The organism is Aliirhizobium smilacinae (assembly GCF_006335145.1).
Classification (GTDB): Bacteria; Pseudomonadota; Alphaproteobacteria; order Rhizobiales; family Rhizobiaceae; genus Neorhizobium; species Neorhizobium smilacinae.
Window position 1 is genome coordinate 403884 of sequence record NZ_VDMN01000003.1, and the last position, 24631, is coordinate 428514.

Consider the following 24631-nt stretch of genomic DNA (forward strand, 5'->3'; position numbering starts at 1 on the left):
TGTCAGTTTTCATTCAAACCGATATGCGCCCCTTGGATAGAGGATCGGCTGTCTTAATCATCAAGACGTTGCGCCGGCAGGGTGTATGGGGCCGGGTAAGAAGCTTCAATTCATTTGTGTTGAAGATCAGCCGTCGGCGGAGCCTGAATGTGACCGCGTGCCGCACAGCATTTCACGCTTGCCGGCAAAGCCGGGGCGACGTTCGACGATAAAGCCCGCGGCGCCGAGATTGCGCCGCACGAAGCCTGCGGCGGCATAGGTGGCAAAGCTGCTGCCCGGTCTGGTGCGGTCGAACAGCATCTGCATCAGTTCGGGCGACCACATCGCGGGATTGCGCGACGGCGCAAAACCATCGAGAAACCAGGCGTCGAAATCGGGTTCCGCTGCCGTCACGCCGTCTAGCGCCGGGCCGCAGACGACCGTCAGGCGGGTCTGCACGTCGACTTCGATCGTCACATGGCCGGTCGGTTCGTCCGGCCATGCTGCGGCAAGCGCCTGCCGTTCCGTATCGATTTCCGTCCAACGGGACAGCGCGCGGTCGATGTGGTCGCGTTTCATCGGGTAGAGTTCGAACGAGGTGAAATGAAGCCTCGCGCCCGGCTGGCGCACCAGCTTCCATTGCCGCCAGGTTTCGCAGAAATTCAGGCCGGTGCCGAAGCCCAGTTCGCCGATGCGGAATGTGTCGCCAGAGCGCATGTCCTGCCAGCGGTCCGGCAGGCCATTGCCGGAAAGGAAGACGTGGCCGCATTCCAGCCGCCCATCGGTGCGGCAATAAAAGTGATCGCCAAATTCCTGGGAATACGGCATATCGCCTTCGTGCCAGTCGAGTGTCTGGAATGCCGGGCTTTCGCCGTCAAGTGTCTTCAAATCGGGATCATGGTCGCTCATGAACAATGCGGATAATCCGGCTGGCGCCGGTGGTCAATCTGGAGTGCGGGATGCCGTCTCTCCGCATGGTGCCGCAACCCTGCCGGCCTCTGCCGATCTGGTTATCCTCGGCGGCGGCATCATGGGCCTGTGGACGGCGGTAAAAGCCGAGCGGCTCGGCATCCGCACGGTGCTCGTCGATTCCGGGCGACTTGGGCGCGGCACGAGCGGCGGCCTGCTCGGCGCGCTGATGCCGCATATGCCGGACAAGTGGAACGACAAGAAACAGTTCCAGTTCGATGCGCTGCTTTCACTGGAAGACGAAGTGGCGCAGATCGAGGCGGAAACCGGGCTTTCCTGCGGTTACCGCCGCACCGGTCGGTTGATCCCGTTGCCGAAATCGCATCTGCGGGCAATCGCCTTCCGCCATTCCGAGGACGCAGCGACCCACTGGGATCATGGCGGGCGACGGTTCCATTGGCATGTGGCCGATCAGACGCCACATTCCGGCTGGCCGGATGCGCCGTTCTGCGAGGCAGGCATCGTGCATGACACGTTTGCGGCCAGGGTTTCTCCACGCAAACTCACCGAGGCGCTTGCCGCCAGCCTGCATGCCGGCCGTCATGTCACAGTGGTCGAAGGACTTGCCGCCTCGAAAATCGATGCCAAGTCGAGCAGGGTTTTGTTCGCTGACGGAACAAGCATCGCTTTTGGTTCCTGCATTGTGGCAGCCGGTCATCATGCCTTCCCGTTGATCGAGGCATTGTCGGCTCCGCTGCCGCAACCGATCGGTCAGCCGGTCAAGGGACAGGCGGCGCTGCTGAGGGCAGGGGCGGATCCCGATCTGCCGCTTCTTTACCTCAACGGTCTCTATCTCGTGCCGCACGACAATGGTGACGTCGCACTCGGCAGCACCAGCGAAGAGACGTTCGACGAGCCCTTTTCCACCGATCATCAACTTGAAGATCTTGTCGAAAGAGCAAGGGCGCTCGTACCGTCGCTTCGCAATGCTCCGGTTGTAGAGCGCTGGGCGGGGTTGCGCCCCAAGGCGATCGACCGGGATCCGATGGTCGGGCCGCATCCAGGCCACGCAAACGTGATTGCGCTGACCGGCGGCTTCAAGGTGAGCTTCGGGGTAGCGCATCTGCTTGCCGAGGCGGCACTCGATGCCGTTTCCGGTCGAATAATGCCGGTGCCTGCAGCATTCCTGCTGGAAAACCATCTTTCCGTCGCTGCGCGTTAAACGCGAATCTTCTTCATCTTCGTCGTCAATCTGTCACGCAAATCACTTAGGTCCCTGATCACGGACTGAATAAGCAAATGCGTAATTAAACAGGGCGTTTGACAGGGATGCACGAGAAGGTGACGCATGCGCTATGCCATATATTTCACTCCGCCTGCCCATGACCCGCTGACGCTCGCCGCGTCGCAGTGGCTTGGTCGCAACGCATTTTCGGGAGATGCGGTCGAGCTTCCCCCCATTCGCGGTGTCGGCCTGCACGAAATTTCCTTCCATACGGCAATTCCGCGTCGAAGCGGCTTTCACGCCGCGTTGAAGGCGCCGTTCCGGCTTTCGCCCGATATCAACGAGTCGATGCTGCTGCGGCACCTGATGCGTTTCGCGGGCTCGCATGAGCCGTTCCAGCTGCCACCACTTGAGGTGGCAAGGCTCGGTAATTTCTTCGGTCTTGTTCCGGCAATACCCTGCGAACAGATGCGCCTGTTTGCCTGCGCCGTCGTGCAGGAATTCGACGTGTTTCGCGCGCCACTGTCGGATGCGGAATTCGAGCGTAGCGATCCCGGCGACCTGTCGGCGCCGCAATTTGCCAATCTTTATCGTTGGGGCCATCCTTACGTGATGGATGAGTTCCGTTTCCACATGGCGCTGACAGGCCCTCTTCTGCCGCGCGACAGCAGCTTCATCGAACCGGCCTTGAGGGACTATTTCGCGCCCTATCTGACAAAACCTGTCGATATCTCCAATATTGCGCTGTTTGTCGAAGAGGAACCGGGGGCCCCGCTGCAGGTTCATTCGCTACATCCGATGGGGCGCGTCGCGGCCCGAAAAATAGCCTGAGGCAAAACGTCAGATCTTCCATCTCGACAGCGGCGGAAGCGGTGCGCTACCGTCGTGTCAAAATCAGAGGTGGAATGATGCCAATAAACATAAAAGACTATCCGCGCGAACTCGTTGGTTACGGTCGCAACCCGCCTGATCCGAAGTGGCCGAGCGGTGCCAATATCGCCGTGCAATTCGTCATCAATTACGAAGAGGGCGGTGAGAGTTCTATTCTCGATGGCGATGCTGCTTCGGAAAACCTGCTGTCGGAAATCGTCGGTGCGGCGCCTTGGCCCGGCCAGCGCAATCTCAACATGGAATCGATCTACGAATACGGTTCGCGCGCCGGATTCTGGCGGCTGTGGCGATTGTTTACCGAACTCAAGATGCAATGCACCGTCTACGGCGTGACACTTGCCATGGCGCGCAACCCGGAAGCGGTTGCCGCGATGAAAGAGGCCGGCTGGGAGATCGCCAGCCACGGATACCGCTGGCTGGAATACAAGGATTTTCCGATCGACAAGGAGCGTGAGCATATTCTGGAAGCGGTGCGGCTGCATACGGAACTCGTCGGCGAGCGGCCCTATGGCATGTATCAGGGCAAACCCTCGGACAATACGCTGAAGCTGGTGATGGAAGAGGGCGGGTTCCTCTATTCCTCCGACAGCTACGCCGACGATCTGCCCTTTTGGGTGCCAGGACTGGACGACAAACCTTTCCTGATCATCCCCTATACGCTCGAGACCAACGACATGCGGTTTGCGACGCCGCAGGGGTTCAACTCCGGCGACCAGTTCTTCGCCTATCTCAAGGATGCGTTCGATACGCTCTATCGCGAGGGCGAGGAAGGTAGTCCGAAGATGCTGTCGGTCGGACTGCATTGCCGGCTCGTGGGCCGGCCCGGTCGTGTCGCTGCGCTGCGCCGGTTCATGGAGTATGTGCTGTCTCACGACAAGGTCTGGGTGCCGCAGCGGATCGAGATCGCAAAACACTGGCACGAGCATAACAGGCCGACCAACTGGCCAACGGGTGCCGCATGACCGCCAGACAGGATTTCATCGCGGCCTTCGGCGGCGTGTTCGAACATTCGCCCTTCATCACAGAGCGTGCCTATGACGCCGGTCTGATCTTCGTGCCGCTGACGGCCAAGGGCGTACATGCAGCAATGGTATCGGAGTTTCGCAAGGCCGGTCACGACGAGCGGCTTGGCGTGCTGCGGGCTCACCCCGATCTCGCCGGGAAGCTGGCGATTGCGGGGGATCTCACGGAAGATAGCAGACAAGAACAGGCCGGTGCCGGCCTCGACCGTCTGAGCGCCGACGAACACTTACGCTTCACGGCGCTGAATGCCGACTACACGACGAAATTCGGCTTTCCGTTCATTATTGCGGTCAAGGGGTTGAACAGGGACGACATTCTTTCGGCTTTCGAGACGCGCATCAGCAACAGCGCAGAGCAGGAGTTTTCGACTGCCTGTGCGCAGGTGGAGCGGATTGCGCTTCTACGATTGCAGGTGCTTCTGCCGGAAGGGTGAGCGCTTGCGTGCTTTTCCCTTTTCTTCCTGTCGCCTATAATGACTGTAACCGGAGTTTTGCACATGCGACCCTCGGAAGTGCTTGAAAAGAACCGCGAGGCGATCCGTGAAGCGACGAAGCGCTTCAACGCGGCGAACCCGCGCGTCTTCGGTTCGGTCGCGCGCGGCGAGGATGGCCCGGACAGCGACATCGACATACTCGTCGATGCTTTGCCGGGAACGACATTACTCGATCTTGGCGGGCTGCAATACGAGCTGGAGCGGATGTTCGAGGGGATCAAGGTGGATATCGTCACGTCTGGCGGACTGCCTGAACGGATCAAGGCCCACGTGCTCATCGAGGCATCGGCCATATGACCAGCGATCGTCTAGCAGCTTATCTCGACCAGATGCACGCGGCTGCCCTGCAGGCTCGCGCTTTTGCAGACGGTATGACCCTCGAGCAATTTGTTGCGGACACGCGAACGCAAATGGCAGTCGGCATGGCATTGGTACTGATCGGAGAAAGCGCTACGCGGATCATGGCTGGATATCCGGATTTTCCGAATGAGCATCCAGAGATACCATGGGTGAAAATGAAGGGAATGCGCAATTTCGTTGTTCATGACTACTATGAACTGGAGTTGCCGGTGGTACTGACGACTGTACAGACATCGATACCCGATCTTCTTTTTCATCTCGAGAGCCTCCGCAACCTACATTCCCAAGGCGAATGATCTTGAATGAAGTTCTGAAAATCCTCCCGCTCACCAAATCCGCCTTCGCGCCCTACGGCGATGTGATAGAGGCCGATCCGTCAACGATGCGGCTGATCAACAACGGTACGACAGAGCGATACCATGGGCTGGCGGAGCCGATCGTTGTCGGCGCACCCGAGCGGCTGATCTTCAATATCTTTCGCGGCCAGCCCCGGCAGTTTCCTTACGAGGTCGGCATGATGGAAAGGCACCCTTATGGCAGCCAGAGTTTCGTACCTTTGTCCGGCAGGCCGTTTCTCGTCGGCGTGTCGGATGACGAGGGCGGAAAGCCGGGGCGGCCGAAGATATTTCTGGCGGCGGCGCATCAGGGCGTGAACTATTTCGCCAAGACCTGGCACCATCCGTTGATGGTGCTCGGCGATGTCAGCGATTTCCTCGTCGTCGATCGCGACAATACCGCTGCCAATCTTGAAGAGTTCTTTTTCGACACGCCCTACCAGATTTCGGAGCCAACTGCATGACCGGCCTCACCACCCATGTGCTCGATACGGCCACCGGCAGGCCGGCCGAGGGACTGATCATCGATCTTTACCGGATCGAGGGCGAGGCTCGGACGAAGCTCAAGTCGGTGACGACCAATGCCGATGGGCGTGTCGATGGCGGGCCGATCCTGATCGGCGAGAGTTTCGTCGCCGGCACTTATGAACTCGTCTTTCATGCAGGCGATTATCTGCGCGCCCACGGGGTCATCCTGAGCGAGCCCGCTTTCCTCGACGTCATCCCGATCCGCTTCGGCATTTCGGATGTCACGGCGCATTACCACGTGCCGCTACTGCTCTCGCCCTACGGCTATTCCACTTATCGGGGCAGCTGATGCGCTTTGCCGCGATCGCCGACATTCACGGGAACTGCGCGGCGCTCAAGGCGGTGCTCGACGATATCGCCGCACTTGGAATCCGCGACATCGTCAATCTCGGTGATTGCTTCAGCGGGCCGCTGGAAGCGGATCACACAGGCGATCTGCTGCTTTTGCTCGACTTGACGTCCGAGCGGACGGTGCGGGGCAATCATGATCGTTATCTTATCGAGATGGCGGCCGATCAGCTTGCTGCATCGGATGCGCATGCGCATCGCCAGATGTCGTCCCGGCATTTCGACTGGCTGCGCAAACTGCCTTTCAGCATGGTCTGGCGCGAGGAGGTTTTTCTCTGCCACGCGACGCCGCAAGACGACAATGTCTACTGGTTGGAAACGGTTTCACCGCACGCGCATGTGACGCTGCGTCCTCAGCATGAGATCGAGGCGCTGGCGCAAGGCATTGAACAGTCGCTCATTCTGTGCGGGCACAGCCATATTGCACGGATGGTGGCGCTTTCCGACGGACGGCTGATCGTCAATCCCGGCAGCGTCGGTTGTCCTGCCTATGATGACGATGCACCGTTCTACCACAAGGTCGAGACTGGCCACGCCATGGCTTCCTATGCGGTGATCGAAAAGACCGAAGGCGGATGGGCTGTGACCTTCCGCAACGTGGCCTACGATCATATGGCCATGTCGAGGCTTGCTGCCAAGAACGGTCGGCCTGAATGGGCCAGTGCACTTGCGACGGGGCGGGTTTAAAGTTCGGACAACCTGAGTTCGGATATATCTAGAAACCATTCGGCAAGGCTTATTCCGGATACTCCTCTCCGATTCGACAGGAGATGGTTCCATGGCTCAGGTACGGAAAAAAACGGGCACCCGAGGCAAGGGTGGCAGGCGCGCATCGGCACGCTCGGGATCTTCGTTCCTGCCTTGGGTCGCAGCACTCGTGGTGATCGGTGGGGGCATCGCTCTCTATGACAATTTTGCGCCTGCCCGGAAATTCGTCGCCAGCCTGACGGCCGATAGGCCAGTTCACACGGCACCCCGTGAGGAGCCGCGCGAAAAGGTCGTCGCCGCCAAACCTCCATCGGCTCCGTCCCATCGCGGGATCACGCCTGTCCCGCCGCGTCCGGTTGGGCCGCCGGACCAGACACAGACAGCCGCCATCATTCCGCCGGCCCCCGTCGGCAAACCGGGCCTGGAGATAGCCTCCCTGCCTTCAGCGGCTCCGAAATCGGGCGAAAACCTTGCCGGCGATTATCAGGGCAAGTTTTTCCTTTGCGGCACGGCCAAGCAGGACGATTGCGTGGTGACCGCCGATCGCTTCGTTTTCCATGGCCAGAAAATCCGCCTCGTCGGCGTCGAGGTGCCGGATATCAAGAAACCGCGTTGCGAGGCAGAGCGGATCAAGGCCAGCGATGCGAAACTGCGCGTGCGCGCCTTCCTTGATTCCGGCCCGTTCGAACTCGTTACCTGGCAAGGCAACAATTCGGCCGTCGATGGGCACCAGTTGCGTGACGTAACGCGCAACGGCCGGTCGCTTGCCGACGTGCTGGTCAACGAGGGTCTCGCCAAACGTCCCGGTTCAGCAAAAAGCGGCTGGTGCGGCTGACGAGGTTCAGCACAGCCGAATTCAGCGATTGCGGAAGACGGTGCAGGAAACGCCAGCGGTCTTGATGGCGGAGCATAGGTTCGTCGCCTCCTGACGCGTCTCGCGTCCGATCCGTGCGGCATAACGCGGACGGTTTCCGAAATTGCCGCCACGTTGCCTGACGACGAGGGCACGCTCCTCATTCAGCGGCGCCGGCAATCCCAGGATTGCACGGGCGAACAGCCGATCCACCACGGCAGGGCGATAGTGGGCTGCCAATTGAACACCCCAGGGAGCCCAGTCGGCAGAACCGGCCAGGACAGGCTCGTTCATCCGGCGTGTGTCCGCCAGCGTCGTACAGGCGTCCTGAAAGGGCAGGGCCTCGTCCAGAGCGGGTGCCGCAATTTCGGGCGGGGCATCGCGCCAGGTCTCGATCAGCGCGCCGGTGATGGCGAAGACATAGTCGCGTGTTTCGATCGGCAGCTTTTCGGTCGAGAGGAAGCGTGCAAACCCGTTCTCGCCCGCATTATAGGCTGCTGCGGCAAAGCCCAGATTGCCGAAACGGATGCTCAGTTCCTTCAGGTAGGCGGCAGATGCATCCAGCGCGTCGAGGACATGGAAACTGTTGCCAAGTCCGCGCATCCTGGCCGTCGAAGGCATGAACTGCGCTATGCCCTCGGCGCCCTTGTGGCTCACGGCTTCGGGGCGAAACAGGCTTTCGCGCCAGATCAGGCGGGCCAAAAAAGCCGGTGGGATGGCGTGTTTGTTTGCTGATAATTCGATCGCGCGGCAGAGGTCGGCGTTGAAGAAGTTTTTGCGGATGCAGATCGGCTGGCCGTCAGCAGATCTCTCGTAGAGGCAGGCGTTTTCCTCACGCTTGTCGACGGCCGCGACTGTTTCAGACGCCAGGGCTGTTCCACCGAAAAGCAGCGAGGCACCGAGTGCCGCCGCTGTTAAAGACCATCCAGAGCCGCTCATTCCGCCCCACTCCCTTGAGCGGAGCATCGTAACCGGCTTTGGATCTTATCCCAACTTAGAAGGGTGAGGAGGCGATGATGTTCTTGCCGCAATCGGCAATATCGCGCTTGCCGCAGAGCGCCATGGTGATGTCCATCTCCTTGCGGATGATTTCCAGCGCCGTTGTTACGCCCGGCTTGCCCATGGCGCCGAGGCCGTAGAGGAACGGGCGGCCGATATAGGTGCCCTTGGCGCCCAGTGCCACCGCTTTCAGCACATCCTGACCGGACCGGATGCCTCCGTCGAAATGCACTTCCAGCCGATCGCCGACCGCATCGACGATCTTCGGCAGCATCGAGATCGAGGAGGGGGCGCCGTCGAGCTGGCGGCCACCGTGATTGGAGACGATCAGTGCATCGGCACCGGTATCGGCGGCTGCGCGGGCATCTTCCTCGTCGAGGATGCCCTTGATGATCAGCTTGCCGCCCCAGAGATCCTTGATCCAGCGGATATCGTCCCAGGAAAGTTGCGGATCGAACTGTTCGGCCGTCCAGGCAGACAGCGAAGAGAGGTCGGAAACGTTGCTGGCATGTCCGACGATATTGCCGAAACCGCGGCGCTTGGTCTGCAGCATGTCCAGGCACCAGAAAGGTTTCGTCGCCAGCTGGAAGGCGCTGTTCAGCGTCCATTTCGGCGGGGCGGAGAGGCCATTGCGCAGGTCCTTGTGGCGCTGGCCCAAAATCTGCAGATCGGCGGTCACGACGAGGGCGCCGCAGCCGGCGGCCTTGGCGCGGCCGATCAGCCGTTCGATAAAGCCGCGATCCTTCATCACGTAAAGCTGAAACCAGAAAGGCTTGCTGGTGACCGACTTCACATCCTCGATCGAGCATATGCTCATGGTCGAGAGCGTGAAAGGCACGCCGAATTCTTCCGCCGCCTTTGCCGCCAGCATCTCGCCGTCAGCATGCTGCATGCCGGTCAGACCGGTCGGCGCGAGTGCTACCGGCATCGAGACATTCTGGCCGACCATGGTCGTCGCAAGCGATCGGTTGGTCATGTCGACCAACACCCGCTGGCGCAGCTTGATCTTCGAAAAATCGTCCTCGTTGGCGCGGTAGGTGCCTTCGGTCCAGGCGCCGCTATCGGCATAATCGAAGAACATCTTTGGTACCCGACGACGGGCCTTGGTCTTCAGATCGGCGATTGTAAGCGGCTTGGACATTCCTGGGTCTCCCTCCCTAACGTGGTGTCAGAGAGGTAGCACACGGAGGAAACGAAGGAAGTCGAATTCGATGTGGTGACAACATTTTATGATGTCGTACCGGCTGCCTAACCTGCCAAAGCCGATACTTTTTTAAGCCGCGTCTTTTGCCGGTCGAATGGGCTGTATCAGAACTTCGGCCGGAATTCCTAGCTCGGCATGTAGTCGGCGGATCATGTCGAGCGAGAGCGGTCGTTTTCTATTGAGGATTTCCGCCACCCTGCCTCGGCTGCCGAGAAGCGACTCAAGATCTTTTCGCGTTAGATTTTGCTGTTCCATGCGAAAAAGGATGGCGTCTATGGGGTCCGGCAGATCCATCGGATGACGGAGGTTTTCATAATCGTCGATCAGCGTCACAAGCAGGTCAAGCCTGTCATTTTCGGGCGTACCAGTCGCAGCTCCCCACAGGGTCTTCAACAAAGCCATCGCCTCGTTATAGTCGGCTTCATTGCGGATTGGTTTCAGCTCAATCATGTTCCACCGTTGCAGCATCGATATGGTCGTAGTCGCGATGTGTGCCGCTCCACTTGATCCAGACCGCTCCGATCCTGAAATCCACAGAGGCAATCAGCCGATAGTCGTTTCCCTTGATATTGAAGACCACCCGCTCGGCATTGATGATGCTCGCATGAGCATATCGCTTCCTGATGTCAGCCGTTGAGCGCCACTCAGCCTTTTGTGCTTCATGAAACCAGGTATCTAGCGCGGCCTTTAAGGCTGCGCCACCCTTCTGGCCTTTCAGCAAATAGTCTCAGCGTGCGACGAGAGATTATTCGCATGGGAAAATATCACGCTCCCGAATTGGCTGCAATGGATGTGCTTTTCATCGCCTTGCCTGCCACATAGGTCTCGACGACGGTGCGGTCGTCGCCCATGGTCTGCAGCAGGAAGAGTTCTTCCGGCAACGTCCTGATCGTTTCCATCCGCAGCTTCATGGCAGGCGTTGCACCTGCGTCGAGTATGACGAGGTCTGCGGTCGTGCCGATATCCAGCGTACCGATATCGTCCTGCATCGACAACGCCTCGGCATTGCCGCGGGTCATCAGATGGAAGCTTTCGAGTGGGTTAAGGCGCTCGCCGAGCAATTGCTGGATCTTGTAGGCCTCGTCCATCGTCTTCAGCATCGAATAGCTGGAGCCGCCGCCGATATCGGTGGCGACGGAGATGCGGACCGGTTTTTCGCGGCGCATCAGCTGTTTCATCGGGAAGAGGCCGGAACCGAGGAAGAGGTTCGAGGTCGGGCAGTGGACGGCGATGCTGCCCGCTTCCGACAATGCGTCCAGCTCCCGTTCCGACAGATGGATGGCGTGGCCGAGCAGGGTCTTTTTGCCGAGCAGGCCGTAACGGGCGTAGATATCCGTATAGTCTTTCGCTTCCGGATAGAGCTCGCAGGTGTAGCGGATCTCTTCGTGGTTTTCCGAAAGGTGCGTCTGGATGAAGAGGTCGGGAAATTCTTCCGCGAGCGTTTGTGCGGCCTTCATCTGGCCCGGCGTCGAGGTGATGGCGAAACGGGGGGTAATGGCGACGTGGTTGCGGCCCTTGCCATGCCACCGTTCGATGACCGCTCTGGTCTCGTCATACCCCATCTCGGGCGTGTCGAGCAGGCCCTGCGGGGCGTTGCGGTCCATCATCACTTTGCCGCCGACCATGCACATGTTGCGCTTCAGGGCTTCGGCGAAAAAGGCATCCGCAGAGGCCTTGTGAACAGAGCAATAGGCGACGGCAGTCGTCGTGCCCTGGCGCAGGAACTCGTCGTAGAAATGGGTGGCGATGCGCGTCGCATGGTCGCTTTCGACGAAGCGGCATTCCTCGGGAAACGTATAGGTGTTCAGCCATTCGAGCAGGTTGGCCGCGTAAGAAGCGACCACCTGCATTTGCGGGAAATGGACATGGGTATCGATGAAGCCGGGCAGGATCAGATGCGGCCGGTGATCGATTTCGGTCACATCCTCCGGCGCATCGGCCTTCACTGCGGCATAATCCCCGATCGCGGCGATCTTTCCATCGGTGCCGACAAGCAGACCGCCGTCATGCTCATACAGATAGCTGTCGCTGTCGGTGAGCGAGTGAGGCGCGCGCTTGAAGGAGAGGAGGCGTCCGCGGATCAGGGTCGATGTCATATGTACCTATGTCGGTGAGCTATCTGGAAGCGATTGCGCTTTCATACCACGCGACCAGCAATTTGCGTTCCTCAGGCGTGAGGTCCGTTATGTTGCCGGGCGGCATGGCATGGCTTCGTCCTGCCTGGATATAGATTTCGCGAGCGTGGCTGGCAATCTCGGCATTCGTTTCGAGCTTTACCGATTTTGGCGTGAAGGCGATGCCGTCCCATACCGGTTCGGCCGCATGGCACATGGAGCAGCGGGCCATGACCACATCGCGAGCGGCTTCGAAATGCGCGTTCGATGCGAATTTCTGGCTGACCGGAGATAGCGCTGTCTCCGTTTCGCCCGTCAGCACTTTCGGCACTGTCGACAGCCAGATGATGAGGATAAAGAGGATGACCGTCACCAGCCAGGTCCAGGTCGGCTTGCCCTTGCGGGCATGAGTGGTGTTGAACCAGTGCCGGATGGTCACGCCCATCAGGAAAACCAGCGAGGCGATCACCCAGTTGAAATGGGTGGCGAAGGCCAGCGGATAGTGGTTCGACAGCATGAAGAAGATGACGGGCAGAACCAGATAGTTGTTGTGCAGCGACCGCTGCTTGGCGATGCGGCCGTATTTCGCATCCGGCGTGCGGCCGGCGATCAGGTCGGCGACGACGATCTTCTGGTTTGGAATAATGATGAAAAACACGTTGGCCGACATGATCGTCGCGGTGAAGGCGCCGAGATGCAGGAAGGCGGCGCGGCCGGTAAAAATCTGCGTATACCCCCAGGCCATCAGCACCAGTAGGATATAAAGCAGGATCATCAGACCCCAGGTGTTGTTGCCGAGCTTCGACTTGCAGAGCTGGTCGTAGAACAGCCAGCCGATCGACAGCGAGGCCAGCGACAGACAGATCGCCTGCCAGTTTTCCAGTTCCATCACCGAGCGGTCGACGAGGAAGAGATCGGCGCCGCCATAATAGACCACACAGAGCAGCAGAAAGCCGGACAGCCAGGTGAAATAGCTCTCGTATTTGAACCAGGTCAGGTGCTCGGGCATCTGTGCCGGAGCGACCAGATATTTCTGGATATGGTAGAAGCCGCCGCCATGGACCTGCCATTCCTCGCCATAGGCGCCCGGCGGCAGATGCGGCCGTTTTACCAGGCCAAGATCGAGCGCGATGAAATAGAAGGACGATCCGATCCAGGCGATCGCGGTGATGGCATGAAACCAGCGCAACGCAAAGCTCAGCCATTCCCAGGCTACGGCATACTCATACATTCGGTTGTTCCCGTTCTTTTTGTTCCCGACTCGTAAGTGTGAGGAAAAAAACGGGACGTGGGAAGGGGCAGGAGGACGCAGGATGAAACTAGGGCATCTCTCCCTATTGTCTGTCCCTAGCCTCGGGGGCGTTCGGCCTGACCCGATATTGCTGCCCGGTAAAAGGAGCGCATGTCTTCGTTCGCTTGCCGCCGCGAGTTGGGATCGCTGTAAAACATGTGGCCTCCACGGTAGAGTTTCAGTTCGGTGCGGCCAGTCGCAAGCTGTTCAGGCAGGTGGTTCAGAAGGAATTTCGAGACCCCATAGGGCGTCAGTATGTCACTATAGCCATGCAGAACCGCAAGGCGAAACGAGGGGATGACGGAGAGAAGATCGCGTATATCGTCGGAAGCATTTGCATCCGATCGCCTTCCGTCCCAATCCCACTGGCGGTTCACTTCGCCGCTCAGCAGCGTGTAGGTCATGTCGGTTTCGAAGCGCAGGTCGTTCCTCGCATAGGCGGCAAAGAGGGCGCCGTAGGCGCGCGTATAACCGTCCAGAATGGAATCGTCGTTGGTGACATTGGCGCGTTCGGGATATGCGTCGGCCGAGATATCGGCACCGTCGTAAGGGCTGACGAGCCGGCCGTTACCGGCGGATTGCGTCCGGTAGACCGAACTGACGAAACCGCGGGTGCGGGCAACTGCATCTTTCGGTACGCCCGTCAGTGCCGCGACATGTGCATAGAGGGCTTCCGCCTCTGCCCCGGACGGGGTCGCGCCCGCAAGCGATACGAGGTAGGTGCTCATCGCATAGGCCTCGGCTTCCTGAACCTTCTGCGGTAAAAATGTTCCCGTTCGCTCGAATTCGGCTGCCGCCAGCGATGGCAGTTGCAGGGCGGCCGTGACAGGATCCGTGTCGGCCGTCATCAGGAAGCGGCCATCGATCATCGGCGAGACCATGACGATGCCGGACACGAGAATGCCCTGGCTGTCCTTCAGAGCCTTCGCGACCTTGGCGGACCTGAAGCCGCCGTAACTTTCCCCGACGAGATATTTAGGAGAGGAGAGGCGGTTGTTCTTCTGCGTGTAGAGGGCGATGAATTTTGCCAGGCTCTCGGCATCCTGCCTCACGCCGTAAAAGGCATTTTGCGCGTCGGGTACGGCGCGGCTCCAGCCGGTGCCGACCGGATCGATGAAGACGAGGTCGGTGAAACCAATCCAGCTGGACGGATTGTCCTCAAGTGTCGGCGTGGTTCCATCCTGGCTGTCACTGCCAAGACTGGCGACCTTCGGTCCCATCAGGCCGAGGTGAAGATAGGCCGAAGCTGCGCCCGGTCCTCCATTGAAAACAAAAGTAACGGGTCGAGATGATTCCGCATCGGGGACTTTGTAGGCAGTGTAAAAAATCTTCGCGTTTCGTGTGCCCGTCTGACCGAAAAGGTCGATCGTCCCGGCAGTCGCCGTATAGCGAATATCGCCATTCGGGGTTTTCAGCAGATGTTCGGTCGAACTGTCGGCGGGAATAAGATCGAAGATCGATGGTCCGCCGCTACTGCGGCCCGGTTCCTGAGAATATGCCGGCCCGCCGATGAGACCGAGCAGGATCAAGCTTACGATCGTGTACCATCGGGCGCGCATCTGAATTCCTTCCTCTCGGATCAAGCCGTGAAGATAGGGGATGTTCTCGATCACCGAAACTCAACTCTTCAACAGCATCTGTCTTGCGGATTTTGTTCCGGCCGCGGAGCCCGCCACGCTGACGGACGTTCCGACCAGCTTAATTTTAGGGTATTCTAAAGTTTATAGTTGTGCATTGCACAAATGCGGGCTTAGCCGGCTAAGGCGACTCGGGTATTGTAGCAAGTGCAAATTCAACCGGTGGTGCCGGGGTATTGCGTCAATAACACCGCCGGGGATGGCATCCATCAACGGAGAACAGTCTGATGCCCAAAGACAGGCGATGCATTCTTGCAGGTGTGATGATTGCGTTTTTCTCGGGCATCGGAATGCTGCCCGCCGGCGCTCACGAGGCCCACAGCGCCCACGGCGTGACATGGAAATATGACGGTTATTGCTGCAATGGTGACAGCAAGAGCGGTGACTGCCAGATGATCTCGACGCGCAACGTCAAGGTCACCAATCAGGGCTACGAGATCTCGCTCGGACCCGGCGATCACCGGCTGATCACGCGGCCGCATCACTTCACCATGCCGCAGAGCGAGGCGCGCCGGTCGAAGGACGAGGAATATCACCTCTGCCTCTATCCAACCGAGGATACTCTGCGCTGTTTTTATGCGCCCGACATGAGCTATTGAACTGGCCTGAGGTCGCGATCAGTCGCGAAAGGTCGGCATCATCTTGCGCATGAATTCGCGGAATGCGGTGATCTTTTTCGAATGCCTGCGAGCTTCCGGGTAGGCGAACCAGTAGTCGCTGCCGTCCGTCGCCCTCAATTCGAAAGGCTGGATCAGGCGACCGAGCGCAACGTCATCCGCATAAAATTCCGGTTTGAGGATCGCGACGCCCTGACCGGCGATCGCTGCTGCCGCTTCGATAGTCTGTGCGCCGAGACGACTGATCGGCCGTCCCTGAAGATTTTCCTCGGGCAGGCCGGCTGCTGCGAACCAGTGCAGCCACCAGATGTCACCGGGATCGATTATCCTCAGCTTGAGGATATCTGCCGGCTCATGAACGCCGCCGATCGTTTCCGCCAGTGCCGGGCTCAGCATCGGGGTAAAGTCGCTCTTCATCAGGAAATGCGCTCTCAGCCCCGGCCATTGGCCGCTGCCACTGCGGATCGCGATGTCGGCTTCGGTACGGGTGAAGTCCACCATCTCCTGGGAGGTTTCGAGCCTTACCGCAATGCCAGGGTTTTCGAGCTGGAACGTGCCGAGATGATGCGCCAGCCAGCGCGCGGCGAAAGTCGCGGTCGTGTGGATGATCAGGGTGCTGTCGGATTGGCTTTTCGTGCCGGCCAGCGCCTCGTCGATGATCTCGAAGGCTTCGGATATTTTCGGCGCCAGCCTCGCACCGGCATCCGTCAGCATCACCTGCCGCGGCCGGCGCAGGAACAACTGCTCTCCCAGCGTGTCTTCCAGAAGCTTGATCTGGTAGCTGACGGCGGTCTGGGTCAGCCTCAGTTCTTCTCCAGCGCGGGTGAAGCTCATATGCCGGGCGGCTGCCTCGAAAACCCGCAGGCTGTTGAGAGGAAATTGCTTCGACATCTTCATGGATCAAATCTCTTTATGCATGCAGACGGATGTTTCGTTGGAAACGAAGCATAATCGAGCGCATCTTCCAATCATAGACATCAATTCAGCGATGGTGAAATAAGGAGATGCGACCATGGTCAATGGTTTGCTGACAGGCTTTCTGCGCCTGAAAAACACGAGCGAAAACCTGGCTGGAGCAATTCTTGCCGGGCGCACCGGCACCAATCGTGCGGATCACGAGGCGCTGAGTGAACATGACCTGCGCGATCTGGGCATGCTTGACGGACGGGTGTCGCCGAGCACGGTCGAGCGATGCGTCCGGTCCAGTGCCTGGCATCTGATAGATTTGCCCCCGCATTCGCTGTGAGGTGCTTAATATTCGATCAAACGGCTCAGGTCGGCGCTTCAGGATGAGAGGCGTCGAGACCGCGGTCGGCCAGATCGCGGACCAGCGTTTGCTCGATCCAGTCCCTGAACGCGCGGACCTTCGGTGTGTTGCGGCGGGATTGGGGATAGACGAGCCAATAGCTTTTCCCGTCGCCGATGCTTTCGCCGAAAGGCTGGATCAGTCGTCCGGCCGAAAGCTCCTCGGAGAAAAAGAACGGGCTCAGCATGGCGACACCATGGCCGGCGATCGCGGCATTGGCCTGCAAATCCAATGCGCCGAAAGTGTTGAGATTGACGTGCCTGATGCGGTTTACATCCAACCCCAGTGACACGAACCAGCCTGTCCAGACGTCCTTGGTATCGGAGATCCATGGCAGTTTCAAAAGATCCGCCGGCTTGCTTATGCCGCCGATACTGGCTGCAAGTTTCGGATGCAGCATGGGCGTGTATCCAAGGGTCATGATCCGATGGCAGATAAGTCCGTCCCAGGGTTTCGAGCCGATCCGAATTGCGACGTCGTTCGGTGCCTTGTCGTCATCGTAGCCCATGGTGCGCGTCAACCGGACGCTGAGATGCGGAGCATTCTGCTGGAACGCACCGAGATGGCGCGACAACCAGTGAGAGGCGAATGTCGGCGGTGACTGTATTTCCAGCGTTTCTCCCGCTGAATGCCGGGCGATGGTCATCGCGTCGGTCAGGAGCGCGAAGGCCTCCGAGACTTTCGGCAGCAATTGGACACCGGTCTCGGTCAGTTGCAAAGCCCTTGGCTTGCGGATGAACACTGCGTCGCCGAGATGCTCTTCGAGAAGCCTGATCTGGTAGCTGACGGCAGTCTGGGTCATGCCCAGTTCCTCGGCGGCACGGGTGAAGTTCTCCAGACGAGCGACCGCCTCGAAGACTCTTAGCGCATTCAACGGAAGCTGACGCGACAGTTTCATCGATGCGGTCCTCAGCCATAAGCTCTCTTTATCGCGGCAGACTGTATTCGAATTGGAAATCTGCTGCAATCGGCGGCATTGCTGGTGCCATCAAAACAACTTCAACGATCGATGTAGAGCGAATCATGCTGTCCGCAAATGCCCATGCCGTGCCTGAGTTTCAGGCTTCCGCGCCGCTTTCCCGACAACCCTTCCGCCAGCGCCTGCAGGCGCGGTTCGTTCGGCTGTTCCGGCGTCTCTTGAAAGGCGGCAAGACGGTTGCTCCCGGCCTGCCGGAGAATCTGCGCGCCGATGCCGGGTTCGAACAACCGGCTCCGGAGCGGGCGGAAGCTTTCTGGCAGGACAGACAGCGGTCAGTCGGACGCGATCTGCCGCTCTGACACGGTGTTCGACACTGTGAGAGGCACGCGCTGCAGAAGTTCCGCGGCAACGAGGGCTGCGATCACCTCCGGGCGTTTATCCCTGACCGCTGATCCGCCGATCGGCAGGACAAGGCGGGACATCATCGTCGCGTTTTCATCATGCAAGGCGTGGTCGTGCTGCCGGTCCAGCCAATGCGAAAAGGTCGCACGTTTGGTCGCAGATCCGATCATGCCGACATAAGCCAGGTCGTGCCTTGCCAGCGCGCGCTCGGCGATCAGAAAATCCAGCGCATGGTCGTGGGTGAGTATGACCGCGGCGCCGCCGGGCGGGATGTTATCCACAGAGGCCTCGGGCATGGCAGTCAGGCGCGACGCTACGCCCACGGGCAGGGTCTGCAACGCCTCATTACGTGTTTCGATGACGGTCACGGCAAAGGGTAGGGGAGCAAGTGCCCTCGCGAGTGCCAGTCCGACATGACCTGCACCGAACAGGAATACGGCCGGGCGCTCGTCGTTTTCGCGGACGATCCGCTGTTCCAGCTCCGCTGCAATTCGTGGGGTCACGAGGGTGAAGCGCAGTTTCGTTCGGCCGCCGCAGCACTGGCCGATTTCCGGGCCGAGCGGAATATCCATCAAGGATTCGCCGTGGCTTTGCAGGATGGCGCGTGCATTGTCGATCGCCATATATTCGAACTGGCCGCCGCCGATCGTCCCCCAGATCGTCCTATCCGCAACGAGCATGTATGTGCCGGCTTCGCGCGGCGTCGAGCCCCTGGCTTCGACCACTTCGACGAGAACCGATCTGTTGCGCGCGAGAAAAGCGGAGAGGGATGATGCACTCATGGGCACGAACATAGCACCTTCACAATCGGCTGCATCATCCGTTTCTGCCTGCTATTTTTGCGGGTATTCTCTGTCTCTCTTCTCAAAATGCGAGAAATTCTATTAAAAATATATCAGTAATTTCGTTGTAGATGTTGCCCGACGTCAAATTGATTTTTGATAATTGTTGCGCGATATTCCAGTAGACGACGGGTTACTATGACGAAGAGAGCATCGATTGCCTCGCTGATACCAGCCTCCCAGGATATCTACCGAAAGATCGTCTTCGAAATTGCCGATGGAATTATCGGTATCGATGATCACGGCATCATTCGGCTCTGCAACCCTGCGACTGAAAGCATCTTCGGCTGGAAATCAGGAGAACTACTGGACAAACCCCTTGAAGTCCTGCTGCCGGAACGCGTTCACGGGTTTCATCAGAAGCTTGTGGCCAGCTTCCAATCGGGTAACACTGAAGCGCGATATATGGGGCAGAGAAGCGCAACCATCGCGGGCCGTCGTCTGGACGGTACGGAGATCAATCTCGGGATCACCATCCTTAGGACGTCTGCTGCAGGGTCGCCGATGATGGTGGCAGTGATCAGGGATATTTCCGACCATGTTCGTTACCAGAACGATCTCAAGCGCCTTGCGGAAACCGACAGTCTGAGCGGTCTTCTCAATCGCCGTGCATTCCGCGCCAATGTGCTGCAGAGCGTAAGCGCGAACGCCACCAGTTACTCCTCGATGGTGATATTCGATCTCGACGGCTTCAAGGGTGTCAACGACCGCTTCGGGCACGATGCCGGTGACGAGGTCATCACCTGCTTTTCCGATGTCCTGCGCAACTCCATCCGCGCAACGGATATTGCCGGGCGTTGGGGCGGCGAAGAATTCGTGTTGTTCCTGCCGAACCTGAAAGCCAGGGAAGCCATCGCGATCGTCGAACGGATCAGGGCCAATTTTTCCGGCGCGGATTTCAATTGGCAAGGACATCCGTCGGCGAATTTCACCGTCAGCGCCGGGCTGGCGATCGCAGCACCCGGTTGCGCCGACCTCTCCGACATGATCGCATCGGCCGACAAGGCGCTCTACGAGGCCAAGCGCGCAGGTCGCGACCAGCTGGTTTGCCTGGAGATTCAGCAGGAAGCGCTAGCGTCTTGACGCTTGCATTTCGGCCTATTCCAATGTCGCGAATGCTGGAGAAAAGGTGAGTACGCCGTGGGGTGCATGGCCTGACAGTGTGAGGTATTGTACGTAGATGTCCTGCACGCCCTCATAAGTGAGTTGCCCGTCGCTGACGAAGCCTGACCCTTTATAAACCGCCTGATCTCCGACCAGTGCGCAGCCGTTGGCCCCCAACGCTTTCAACTCGTGGATGCCTTCGCGGATCAGCGTGCGGCCGATACCCTGCTTCTGCCTGTCTGCCCTTACCGAAATCGGACCCAGCCCGAACCAGTCGTCGTAATGGCCGTCGATGGTGACCGGTGAAAAGGCGACATGGCCGATGATCTCGCCATTCTCTTCCGCCACCAGCGACAATGTCAGGTCGCCGCGGGCGCGCAGCGCACGGATGATCGCGCCTTCGGTTCCCGAACTGTAGGACATGGGCGCGAATGCGGATTGGGTCAGTTCGTGAATGACGCCCTCGTCGCCGGGGCGTTCGGCACGGATGGTAATCGTCATGTCTGCCTCCTCGATATTCCCGCTCCCGCTGATTGAAACTAAGCCTTTGCGGGAAAAAATCGAAGCGTTTTTATATGACTTTTTACAGGGACTTCAGCCGTTCCACCGCCATCAGCACCCGTTCCGGTGTCGCCGGCGCATCAAGGCGTGGGCAGATGGCGTAGTCGGCAACACTTGCCACTGCCATGGAAATCGCCTCCAGAACCGAGATCGCCAGCATGAAGGGTGGTTCACCCACTGCCTTTGAACGGCCGATCGTCGGTTCGGCATTTTCCGACCATTCCGCCAGCCTGACGTTGAAGATTTTTGGACGGTCGGAGGCAAGCGGGATCTTGTAGGTCGAGGGCGCATGCGTGCGCAGGCGACCCTTCGCATCCCACCACAATTCTTCCGTCGTCAGCCAGCCCATGCCCTGGACGAAGGCACCTTCGATCTGGCCGATATCAAGGGCTGGGTTGAGCGATTTTCCGACGTCGTGGAGAATGTCGGTGCGATCGACCATATATTCGCCGGTCAACGTGTCGATCGAGACTTCCGAAACCGCGGCACCATAAGCGAAATAATAGAAGGGATGACCGCGGCCGGCCGCACGATCCCAATGGATTTTCGGCGTCTTGTAGAAACCGGCGGCCGAAAGCTGCACCCGATCGTAATAGGCGGCCTTGATGAAAGTGTCGAAGGGCACGATCTCGCTGCCGATCCTGATCCGGTTCGGAAGGAACTCGATCTTGTCGCGATTGACCTGCCATTGCCGCGCGGCAAAGTCGATCAGCCGTTCCTTGATCTGACGGCAGGCATCATAGGCAGCCATGCCGTTGAGGTCGGAGCCAGAGGAGGCGGCCGTCGCCGAGGTGTTCGGCACTTTTCCGGTCGTTGTCGCGGTGATCTTCACCCGGTCGATATCGACCTGAAACGCGTCTGCCACGACCTGCGCCACCTTTGTATAGAGGCCTTGGCCCATTTCGGTGCCGCCGTGGTTCAGATGGATCGAACCGTCCGAATAGACATGCACCAATGCGCCGGCCTGATTATAGGCGGTCAGCGTAAAGGAGATGCCGAATTTCACCGGGGTCAGCGCAATGCCCTTGCGGATGACGGGGCTTGTCTCGTTGAATTTCAGGATCGCCTTGCGCCGCTTCCTGTAGTCGGACGAGGCTTCAAGCTCGTCGACGATCCGGGCGATGACGTTGTCGTGGATTTCCTGATGATAGGGAGTGACGGTGCGGCCCGATCCGCGCTGGCCGTAAAAATTCAGCTTGCGGATTTCCAGCGGGTCCTTGCCGAGTGCATAGGCGATTTCCTCGATGATCCGCTCGCCGCCGAGCAGGCCCTGCGGTCCGCCGAAACCGCGAAAGGCGGTGTTGGAAACGGTATGGGTCTTCAGCGGTTGCGAGGTCAGGCGCACATGCGGATAGAAATAGCTGCTATCGGCATGGAAGAGGGCGCGGTCGGTGACCGGGCCGGACAGATCGGCCGAGAAACCGCAACGCGCTGCATAGGTCGCATCGACCGCATGGATTTTGCCCTTCTTGTCGAAGGCGACGTCGTAATCGACGCGGAAATCGTGGCGCTTGCCGGTGATCGACATATCCTCGTCGCGGTCGGGGCGGAATTTCACCGCCCGCTTCAGCTTTTTCGCCGCGACTGCGGCAAGGGCTGCGAACTGGTTGCTCTGGGTTTCCTTGCCGCCGAAACCGCCGCCCATGCGGCGTGTCTTCACCTCGACCGCGTGGTTGGAAACGCCCAGCACATGCGCCACCATATGCTGCACCTCGCTCGGGTGCTGGGTGGATGACCAGACAGTGACGTCCTCGTCCTCGCCGGGAATGGCAAAGGCGATATGGCTTTCGAGATAGAAATGCTCCTGGCCGCCGATATTCATCGAGGCCTGAACGCGGAACTCCGGCTTTTCGATCTCGGTTTCCGGCTCTCCGCGTTTCAGCGTCATCGGTTCGGTAACGAGAGGCGCACCATGTTCACGCGCGCCGTCGATATCCGTCCAGTGGGGCAGATCGCGATATTCGATCTTCGCCAGCCTTGCAGCGCGCCGCGCCTGATCGCGGGTTTCGGCAAAAACGGCAAAGACCGGCTGGCCGTGAAACTGGACGAGATCGGTTGCCAGCAGCGGCTCGTCGTGTTTGCCGGTCGAGGCCACGTCGTTTGCGCCGGGAATATCGTCCGCCGTCATCACCCAGACGACGCCGGGGGCTGAGCGCACGGCGTCGAGATCGATGGAAAGGATCTGCGCATGCGCCCGGTCGGCAAGCCCGAGGCCGCCGTGGAGCGTGCCGGCCGGTTCGGGAATATCGTCGATATATTCGGCAGTTCCGGTGACATGCTTGTGTGCTGAATCATGTTTCAGCGACACATGCATCGGGCCATCGATAGCGGATTTCATCTCGAAGGAGGTTTTGTCCATCTTATACCTCTTCCATCTCGAACCGGTGCAGTTCCGTCGGGGCGCCGGCGGTTTCGAGGAAGAACCTGGTGAGCAGGTTCTTTGCCGTCAGGCTGCGGTATTCGGCGCTTGCCCGCCAGTCGGTCAAAGGCTGGTAATCCGCATCGAAGGCCTCGCGGGCAGCAGAAATCGTGTCCCATCGCCATGGCTTGCCGATCAGCGCCTGTTCTACATGTTTCGCCCGTTTCGGGGTCGCCGCCATACCGCCGAAGGCGATGCGGATATCCTCCACATGGCCGTCCAGATCAAGCATCAGGTTGAAGGCGCCGCAGAGTGCGGAAATATCCTCGTCGCGGCGTTTGGAGATCTTGTAGACGGCGAAATGATTTTCCTCCGGCGGCTTCGGTACGAAGATCTTTTCGACGAATTCACCGGCCATGCGGTCCTGTTTGCCATAGGCGAGGAAGTAGTTTTCGAGCGGCATCGTGCGGCGGCCGGAATGGGAGCGCAGCGTCAGTGTGGCGCCCAGCGCAATCAGCGGCGGCGGCGTGTCGCCGATCGGCGAGCCGTTGGCGATATTGCCGCCGATCGTGCCGGCATTCCTGACCTGTTGCCCGCCGATCCGATCGAACAGTCTTCCAAAAGCGGGAATGACCGCTTCGAGAAAACCATGGGCCTCGGCGTAACTCACGCCGGCACCGATCGTGATTCCGGCCGGCTCTACCGAGATCGACTGCAATTCGGGGAGATGGTTGATAAAGATGACCGGATCGAGCTTGCGCATCTGTTTCGTTACCCACAAGCCCACATCGGTCGCGCCGGCGACCACGGTGGCATGCGGTTCATCTGCCAGCGCCTCGGCAAAGGCTTCGACCGACCCTGGAACAATGGAGCGCGCGCCGTCCTTCTCGACCACGATCGTCTGCATGTCGGAGCGGATCGACCAAAGCTTTGCCATGACCTCGGTGCGGTCGCGTTCCAGCGGATCAAAGAGCGAACTCGGCCGGCTCCAAGCCACCTGTTCGGCTGCTTTTACGATCGGTTCGTAACCGGTGCAGCGACAGAGATTGCCTTGCAGCGCGCTTTCGATTTCGGCTCGGTTCGGGTTCTCGTTGGAAAGCCACAGGCCGTAAAGCGACATGACGAAGCCCGGCGTGCAGAAGCCGCATTGAGAGCCATGACAGTCCACCATCGCCTGCTGGACGGGATGCAGCGTGCCATCCGCAGCTGCCAGATGTTCGACTGTGACGACATGAGTGCCGTGCATGGAGCCGAGGAGCCTTATGCAGGCATTGACACTTTCGTAGCGCAGGCCGGTTTCGGTCAATCGCCCGACCAGTACCGTGCAGGCGCCGCAGTCGCCTTCGGCGCATCCTTCCTTCGTCCCCGTCAGCCGCCGCGTCAGGCGGAGATTATCGAGAAGCGTGTCCGTGGGCAAAAAGTCTCCAAGGGTCACGTCCTCTCCATTGAGGATGAAGCGGATGGCTGAACTCATCGGTCTCCTTCGTCCGCCGTTGCCGGCTCCCAGTCAAGAATCACCCGGTCGCCGTTTTTGGCTGTTCGCGGGGCAAGGTAGTTTATCCTCATTCCTGTGCTTGTCACAGGAATCCAGCAGCGTCGCGTCTGCGACGCAAAAGAGTCTTTT

The 24631-nt window shown here is 59.3% G+C and carries 28 protein-coding genes; 14 read left to right on the forward strand and 14 right to left on the reverse strand.

What is annotated here, in order from left to right:
- Window positions 1-126: 126 nt before the first annotated feature.
- The gene (mnmD, locus tag FHP24_RS16675; RefSeq protein WP_139677345.1) at window positions 127-888 is read right to left on the reverse strand and encodes a tRNA (5-methylaminomethyl-2-thiouridine)(34)-methyltransferase MnmD; all 762 of its coding nucleotides are present in this window, start codon (window positions 886-888) and stop codon (window positions 127-129) included.
- Between mnmD and FHP24_RS16680 the strand changes: the two genes are divergently transcribed.
- From FHP24_RS16680 to FHP24_RS16725, 10 genes are all read left to right on the forward strand, one after another.
- The gene (locus FHP24_RS16680; protein ID WP_139677346.1) at window positions 887-2110 is read left to right on the forward strand and encodes an NAD(P)/FAD-dependent oxidoreductase; all 1224 of its coding nucleotides are present in this window, start codon (window positions 887-889) and stop codon (window positions 2108-2110) included. The genes mnmD and FHP24_RS16680 overlap by 2 nt on opposite strands.
- Window positions 2111-2236: 126 nt before the next feature.
- Window positions 2237-2944, forward strand: a complete 708-nt coding sequence (locus tag FHP24_RS16685; RefSeq protein WP_139677347.1) for a DUF1045 domain-containing protein — start codon at window positions 2237-2239, stop codon at window positions 2942-2944.
- A gap of 77 nt (window positions 2945-3021) precedes the next feature.
- Window positions 3022-3966: an allantoinase PuuE gene (puuE, locus tag FHP24_RS16690; RefSeq protein ID WP_394344632.1), complete on the forward strand. Its 945-nt coding sequence runs from the start codon at window positions 3022-3024 to the stop codon at window positions 3964-3966.
- The gene (gene uraD / locus FHP24_RS16695; protein ID WP_139677348.1) at window positions 3963-4460 is read left to right on the forward strand and encodes a 2-oxo-4-hydroxy-4-carboxy-5-ureidoimidazoline decarboxylase; all 498 of its coding nucleotides are present in this window, start codon (window positions 3963-3965) and stop codon (window positions 4458-4460) included. Before puuE ends, uraD begins: the two co-directional genes overlap by 4 nt.
- Before the next feature lie 63 nt (window positions 4461-4523).
- The gene (locus FHP24_RS16700; protein WP_139677349.1) at window positions 4524-4817 is read left to right on the forward strand and encodes a nucleotidyltransferase family protein; all 294 of its coding nucleotides are present in this window, start codon (window positions 4524-4526) and stop codon (window positions 4815-4817) included.
- Window positions 4814-5176: a HepT-like ribonuclease domain-containing protein gene (locus FHP24_RS16705; protein ID WP_139677350.1), complete on the forward strand. Its 363-nt coding sequence runs from the start codon at window positions 4814-4816 to the stop codon at window positions 5174-5176. The genes FHP24_RS16700 and FHP24_RS16705 overlap by 4 nt, the downstream gene beginning before the upstream one ends.
- Window positions 5173-5679 carry an ureidoglycolate lyase gene (locus FHP24_RS16710; RefSeq protein WP_180356034.1) on the forward strand — a complete coding sequence of 169 codons (507 nt, stop codon included), beginning with the start codon at window positions 5173-5175 and terminating at the stop codon, window positions 5677-5679. Before FHP24_RS16705 ends, FHP24_RS16710 begins: the two co-directional genes overlap by 4 nt.
- On the forward strand, window positions 5676-6032 hold the full coding sequence (uraH, locus tag FHP24_RS16715; protein WP_139677352.1) for a hydroxyisourate hydrolase: 357 nt from the start codon (window positions 5676-5678) through the stop codon (window positions 6030-6032). Before FHP24_RS16710 ends, uraH begins: the two co-directional genes overlap by 4 nt.
- A complete protein-coding gene (locus FHP24_RS16720; RefSeq protein WP_139677353.1) occupies window positions 6032-6778 on the forward strand; it encodes a metallophosphoesterase family protein in 747 nt (248 codons plus the stop codon). The genes uraH and FHP24_RS16720 overlap by 1 nt, the downstream gene beginning before the upstream one ends.
- A 91-nt stretch (window positions 6779-6869) precedes the next feature.
- Complete coding sequence (locus FHP24_RS16725) at window positions 6870-7634, forward strand: hypothetical protein (protein ID WP_139677354.1); 765 nt, start codon at window positions 6870-6872, stop codon at window positions 7632-7634.
- 21 nt (window positions 7635-7655) lie between these two features.
- Here FHP24_RS16725 and FHP24_RS16730 read toward each other — a convergent pair whose 3' ends face one another.
- The 7 genes from FHP24_RS16730 to FHP24_RS16760 all read right to left on the reverse strand — a co-directional run bounded on the left by FHP24_RS16730 (window position 7656) and on the right by FHP24_RS16760 (window position 14819).
- Window positions 7656-8591, reverse strand: a complete 936-nt coding sequence (locus FHP24_RS16730; RefSeq protein ID WP_139677355.1) for a lytic transglycosylase domain-containing protein — start codon at window positions 8589-8591, stop codon at window positions 7656-7658.
- Between the two features lie 55 nt (window positions 8592-8646).
- A complete protein-coding gene (locus FHP24_RS16735) occupies window positions 8647-9792 on the reverse strand; it encodes an alpha-hydroxy acid oxidase (RefSeq protein WP_139677356.1) in 1146 nt (381 codons plus the stop codon).
- 132 nt (window positions 9793-9924) lie between these two features.
- Window positions 9925-10305 carry a helix-turn-helix domain-containing protein gene (locus FHP24_RS16740; RefSeq protein WP_139677357.1) on the reverse strand — a complete coding sequence of 127 codons (381 nt, stop codon included), beginning with the start codon at window positions 10303-10305 and terminating at the stop codon, window positions 9925-9927.
- Window positions 10298-10576: a type II toxin-antitoxin system HigB family toxin gene (locus tag FHP24_RS16745; RefSeq protein ID WP_246091786.1), complete on the reverse strand. Its 279-nt coding sequence runs from the start codon at window positions 10574-10576 to the stop codon at window positions 10298-10300. Before FHP24_RS16745 ends, FHP24_RS16740 begins: the two co-directional genes overlap by 8 nt.
- Before the next feature lie 43 nt (window positions 10577-10619).
- Window positions 10620-11951 (reverse strand): guanine deaminase, encoded by a 1332-nt coding sequence (guaD, locus tag FHP24_RS16750; protein ID WP_139677358.1) that lies wholly within the window; start codon window positions 11949-11951, stop codon window positions 10620-10622.
- 19 nt (window positions 11952-11970) lie between these two features.
- Window positions 11971-13200 carry a urate hydroxylase PuuD gene (gene puuD, locus FHP24_RS16755; RefSeq protein ID WP_139677359.1) on the reverse strand — a complete coding sequence of 410 codons (1230 nt, stop codon included), beginning with the start codon at window positions 13198-13200 and terminating at the stop codon, window positions 11971-11973.
- Between the two features lie 116 nt (window positions 13201-13316).
- Window positions 13317-14819, reverse strand: a complete 1503-nt coding sequence (locus tag FHP24_RS16760; RefSeq protein ID WP_139677360.1) for a S10 family peptidase — start codon at window positions 14817-14819, stop codon at window positions 13317-13319.
- Window positions 14820-15160: 341 nt separating this feature from the next.
- On the opposite strand from FHP24_RS16760, the gene FHP24_RS16765 reads away from it, so the two are divergent.
- A complete protein-coding gene (locus FHP24_RS16765) occupies window positions 15161-15496 on the forward strand; it encodes a hypothetical protein (protein WP_394344641.1) in 336 nt (111 codons plus the stop codon).
- A gap of 18 nt (window positions 15497-15514) precedes the next feature.
- Here the strand turns inward: FHP24_RS16765 and FHP24_RS16770 are convergent, their stop codons facing one another.
- Window positions 15515-16411, reverse strand: a complete 897-nt coding sequence (locus FHP24_RS16770; protein ID WP_139677362.1) for a LysR substrate-binding domain-containing protein — start codon at window positions 16409-16411, stop codon at window positions 15515-15517.
- 115 nt (window positions 16412-16526) lie between these two features.
- Here FHP24_RS16770 and FHP24_RS16775 point away from each other — a divergent pair, with 115 nt between their 5' ends.
- Complete coding sequence (locus tag FHP24_RS16775) at window positions 16527-16760, forward strand: hypothetical protein (RefSeq protein WP_139677363.1); 234 nt, start codon at window positions 16527-16529, stop codon at window positions 16758-16760.
- 25 nt (window positions 16761-16785) lie between these two features.
- Here FHP24_RS16775 and FHP24_RS16780 read toward each other — a convergent pair whose 3' ends face one another.
- On the reverse strand, window positions 16786-17718 hold the full coding sequence (locus FHP24_RS16780) for a LysR substrate-binding domain-containing protein (RefSeq protein WP_139677364.1): 933 nt from the start codon (window positions 17716-17718) through the stop codon (window positions 16786-16788).
- 125 nt (window positions 17719-17843) lie between these two features.
- Here FHP24_RS16780 and FHP24_RS16785 point away from each other — a divergent pair, with 125 nt between their 5' ends.
- The gene (locus FHP24_RS16785; RefSeq protein ID WP_139677365.1) at window positions 17844-18098 is read left to right on the forward strand and encodes a hypothetical protein; all 255 of its coding nucleotides are present in this window, start codon (window positions 17844-17846) and stop codon (window positions 18096-18098) included.
- Here the strand turns inward: FHP24_RS16785 and xdhC are convergent.
- On the reverse strand, window positions 18072-18923 hold the full coding sequence (gene xdhC, locus FHP24_RS16790; RefSeq protein ID WP_139677366.1) for a xanthine dehydrogenase accessory protein XdhC: 852 nt from the start codon (window positions 18921-18923) through the stop codon (window positions 18072-18074). The genes FHP24_RS16785 and xdhC overlap by 27 nt on opposite strands.
- A 198-nt stretch (window positions 18924-19121) precedes the next feature.
- Here xdhC and FHP24_RS16795 point away from each other — a divergent pair, with 198 nt between their 5' ends.
- Window positions 19122-20066 carry a GGDEF domain-containing protein gene (locus tag FHP24_RS16795; protein WP_139677367.1) on the forward strand — a complete coding sequence of 315 codons (945 nt, stop codon included), beginning with the start codon at window positions 19122-19124 and terminating at the stop codon, window positions 20064-20066.
- A gap of 15 nt (window positions 20067-20081) precedes the next feature.
- Here FHP24_RS16795 and FHP24_RS16800 read toward each other — a convergent pair whose 3' ends face one another.
- The 3 genes from FHP24_RS16800 to xdhA form a co-directional block, all read right to left on the reverse strand.
- Complete coding sequence (locus FHP24_RS16800) at window positions 20082-20582, reverse strand: GNAT family N-acetyltransferase (protein ID WP_394344642.1); 501 nt, start codon at window positions 20580-20582, stop codon at window positions 20082-20084.
- An 88-nt stretch (window positions 20583-20670) separates the two neighbouring features.
- A complete protein-coding gene (gene xdhB / locus FHP24_RS16805) occupies window positions 20671-23007 on the reverse strand; it encodes a xanthine dehydrogenase molybdopterin binding subunit (protein WP_139677369.1) in 2337 nt (778 codons plus the stop codon).
- Window position 23008: 1 nt separating this feature from the next.
- The gene (xdhA, locus tag FHP24_RS16810) at window positions 23009-24481 is read right to left on the reverse strand and encodes a xanthine dehydrogenase small subunit (protein ID WP_139677370.1); all 1473 of its coding nucleotides are present in this window, start codon (window positions 24479-24481) and stop codon (window positions 23009-23011) included.
- Window positions 24482-24631: the final 150 nt, after the last annotated feature.

Bases quoted from the DNA above. Each gene is read 5' to 3' on its own strand.
- FHP24_RS16725 (WP_139677354.1), top strand. From the start codon at position 6,870: ATGGCTCAGGTACGGAAAAAAACGGGCACCCGAGGCAAGGGTGGCAGG.
- FHP24_RS16780 (WP_139677364.1), bottom strand. From the start codon at position 17,718: ATGAAACTGTCGCGTCAGCTTCCGTTGAATGCGCTAAGAGTCTTCGAG.
- guaD (WP_139677358.1), bottom strand. From the start codon at position 11,951: ATGACATCGACCCTGATCCGCGGACGCCTCCTCTCCTTCAAGCGCGCG.
- puuE (WP_394344632.1), top strand. From the start codon at position 3,022: ATGCCAATAAACATAAAAGACTATCCGCGCGAACTCGTTGGTTACGGT.
- FHP24_RS16735 (WP_139677356.1), bottom strand. From the start codon at position 9,792: ATGTCCAAGCCGCTTACAATCGCCGATCTGAAGACCAAGGCCCGTCGT.
- FHP24_RS16785 (WP_139677365.1), top strand. From the start codon at position 17,844: ATGCTGTCCGCAAATGCCCATGCCGTGCCTGAGTTTCAGGCTTCCGCG.
- FHP24_RS16680 (WP_139677346.1), top strand. From the start codon at position 887: ATGAACAATGCGGATAATCCGGCTGGCGCCGGTGGTCAATCTGGAGTG.
- FHP24_RS16740 (WP_139677357.1), bottom strand. From the start codon at position 10,305: ATGATTGAGCTGAAACCAATCCGCAATGAAGCCGACTATAACGAGGCG.
- FHP24_RS16795 (WP_139677367.1), top strand. From the start codon at position 19,122: ATGACGAAGAGAGCATCGATTGCCTCGCTGATACCAGCCTCCCAGGAT.
- mnmD (WP_139677345.1), bottom strand. From the start codon at position 888: ATGAGCGACCATGATCCCGATTTGAAGACACTTGACGGCGAAAGCCCG.
- FHP24_RS16685 (WP_139677347.1), top strand. From the start codon at position 2,237: ATGCGCTATGCCATATATTTCACTCCGCCTGCCCATGACCCGCTGACG.
- FHP24_RS16760 (WP_139677360.1), bottom strand. From the start codon at position 14,819: ATGCGCGCCCGATGGTACACGATCGTAAGCTTGATCCTGCTCGGTCTC.
- uraD (WP_139677348.1), top strand. From the start codon at position 3,963: ATGACCGCCAGACAGGATTTCATCGCGGCCTTCGGCGGCGTGTTCGAA.
- FHP24_RS16705 (WP_139677350.1), top strand. From the start codon at position 4,814: ATGACCAGCGATCGTCTAGCAGCTTATCTCGACCAGATGCACGCGGCT.
- xdhC (WP_139677366.1), bottom strand. From the start codon at position 18,923: ATGAGTGCATCATCCCTCTCCGCTTTTCTCGCGCGCAACAGATCGGTT.
- FHP24_RS16700 (WP_139677349.1), top strand. From the start codon at position 4,524: ATGCGACCCTCGGAAGTGCTTGAAAAGAACCGCGAGGCGATCCGTGAA.
- xdhB (WP_139677369.1), bottom strand. From the start codon at position 23,007: ATGGACAAAACCTCCTTCGAGATGAAATCCGCTATCGATGGCCCGATG.
- uraH (WP_139677352.1), top strand. From the start codon at position 5,676: ATGACCGGCCTCACCACCCATGTGCTCGATACGGCCACCGGCAGGCCG.
- FHP24_RS16730 (WP_139677355.1), bottom strand. From the start codon at position 8,591: ATGAGCGGCTCTGGATGGTCTTTAACAGCGGCGGCACTCGGTGCCTCG.
- FHP24_RS16765 (WP_394344641.1), top strand. From the start codon at position 15,161: ATGATTGCGTTTTTCTCGGGCATCGGAATGCTGCCCGCCGGCGCTCAC.
- FHP24_RS16710 (WP_180356034.1), top strand. From the start codon at position 5,173: ATGATCTTGAATGAAGTTCTGAAAATCCTCCCGCTCACCAAATCCGCC.
- puuD (WP_139677359.1), bottom strand. From the start codon at position 13,200: ATGTATGAGTATGCCGTAGCCTGGGAATGGCTGAGCTTTGCGTTGCGC.
- FHP24_RS16775 (WP_139677363.1), top strand. From the start codon at position 16,527: ATGGTCAATGGTTTGCTGACAGGCTTTCTGCGCCTGAAAAACACGAGC.
- xdhA (WP_139677370.1), bottom strand. From the start codon at position 24,481: ATGAGTTCAGCCATCCGCTTCATCCTCAATGGAGAGGACGTGACCCTT.
- FHP24_RS16720 (WP_139677353.1), top strand. From the start codon at position 6,032: ATGCGCTTTGCCGCGATCGCCGACATTCACGGGAACTGCGCGGCGCTC.
- FHP24_RS16770 (WP_139677362.1), bottom strand. From the start codon at position 16,411: ATGAAGATGTCGAAGCAATTTCCTCTCAACAGCCTGCGGGTTTTCGAG.